Annotated in this window: 1 protein-coding gene; it reads right to left on the bottom strand. The window is 63.2% G+C overall.

From position 1 onward, the window contains the following. On the bottom strand, positions 1–2,152 hold a 2,152-nt coding region (locus tag C6A77_RS25085), incomplete at both ends, for a T6SS effector BTH_I2691 family protein (RefSeq protein ID WP_114172027.1).

Consider the following 2,152-nt stretch of genomic DNA (forward strand, 5'->3'; position numbering starts at 1 on the left):
TCCTGATTCCTGCCCAAGCTGTCTGACTGCAAATACAACCCACCTATCGCCAATAGGACTTCCCAACTCCCAGCCACCCCGCGCAACCCTGAAAAGCCGGTCTTCACCAGTCGGGCCGCCTGCTGCGAGGTGATCTTCATCCCTTGCAACAACCTGCGCGCATCGGCTTCCAACGTCCCCGCCGCCACCGAGACATCCACCAGGGCGATCTGCGCCGCGCTGCTCGCCTGCGTCACGCCAATGTTGGCTTCCTGGAACAATCGGCTGTGCACGTCCTCAGCCTTACCCTCGACCCACACCGTCACACTGATCATGGTGTTGGTGAACCGTGGATCGAGCACCGCCAGGCTCATCAAGCCATGCTGGATAATCGGCCGCACCTTGCGCATCGCCTTCATCGAGCCAAACTCGATGTCATCGATATTGCGGTGCATCCGGTCCCGCGCCGCGGCAATCGTCGCGTTGGCCTTGTGCTGCAGTTCACGCAAATGGGCACTCTGCAAGGCGTAGTACTCGCCCAGCTTCATCTTCACTTCCAGCTCGATCAGGTGCACGCCGTTGTAAAGCAACTGCGTGGCGCTGTTCAGGTGCCGCACGGCGTTCTGGATACCGGGAGCGAGGTTTGCCGCCAGGCGCTGGTGGGCCGCATTGAGCGCACTCTGGGTTTCGGCGATGGCCTGTTTGAGGGTATCGCGCAAGCGCAAGCCGGCGTCGTCGCTGGCGATGATCTTGCTGAGCATGCCGTACAGCTTGTCGCTGTCGTTCCAGTTGATGGCTTCACCGGCCGAGAAACTGGGCAGCAGCCCGGCCAGCAGTGCCTGGTCGCGCATCAGCAAGGCGCGGTAGGGCGGGCTGTGCGGGTCTTGCAGCCATTTCAGCCAGAGCAGTTCGCTGGTGCCGGAGGTGGGCATATGCGGTTCAAGGCTGGGGGCCACTGCTTCGGTGACACCGCCGCCCAGGCACAGGGCCATGGTCTTGGCGTAGGCCACGCCGGACTCGCGATGGTTGCCGTCGTAGTCGTACTGTTCGGCCACCTTGAACATCGGCGTATCGAACAAGGCAACGTAAGCCTGGGCATCCTTGTCGATGTAACGCTGAAACTCGCGTTCCTGCTGGTCGTATTCCGCCTGGAACGCGGCCCGCTGCGGTTCGTGATAGCGCTGTTCAAGCCGCTCGTCACTCTCCTGCTGCGCGCGCTCGACCAACTGCTGTCGCTGGATCGCCGGGTCGGTGAACACCGGGGGCGCATCACCCGTCATCGGCTCCAGCGACGGCACCTTCTGCGCCGCCCACTCCCTGTGCGTGGCCCGAATGATCTGCAGGATCTGCGAGGTCTGCAGCTGGTAGGCGCGCATCGGTTCCTCGCGCCAGACCTGACGCTTCACTACCCAGTTCAGGCGTTGGTGGTTGTATTCCTGAATCAGGCCGACGGTGTCGTCGAGCACCACCGCCAGCACACCGTTCGCCAGTTGGTGCCGGTTCATCGCATTGATCACATGGCCCCGCAGGGCGAACCGGCGCATCCAGCGGCTATGGAAACCATGGGCGCTGTCGAAAGGTGAGCACGCGGGCTGAGCGTACTCGAACACCTGCTTGTCGACCTGCAAGTTGTCGGGCGTCATGGCGATGCCCAGCAGCTCGGGATTATTGCGCGCCTGACTCAGGTCGAGGCCCTCGAAGCGCTGCGCGGGCGCCTGCCCCCGCTTGTAGGCGTTCAGCACGCTGATCGGCCAGGCATCGCTGGAAAACGCCAGCCACGCGCTACCGTACTTGTCGGTATCGATTGTGAGGAAGGCCGACGGGATGTCGTGGTTGTCGTGTACGCACTTTTCCGGCAGCGGCCTTGGTGGGCCGTCCGGCGGCTCGTAGGGGTTGAAACGACGCAGGTGGCCCTGTGCACTCACCTCATAGGCGTGCCAGACCTGCTGGTCGAGCAGCACATACAGGTAGCCCTCGCGCAAGGTGCGCAACCCCATCTTCGTCGAGATATGCAGGTTGCCCGCGACGCTGGTGACGCACTCGGGGCGGGTATCCGGCACTAACGCACGACGCAGCGGCAGGATGGGCAGGCCCTGACGTTCACAGTACATGCACTGGTCATGCGGCAGCCCGGCTTCGGCCGCTGCAATGGCGATACGTTGGCTGATGGTCA

The sequence above is a fragment of the Pseudomonas sp. AFG_SD02_1510_Pfu_092 genome (assembly GCF_003331055.1).
Lineage (GTDB): Bacteria > Pseudomonadota > Gammaproteobacteria > Pseudomonadales > Pseudomonadaceae > Aquipseudomonas.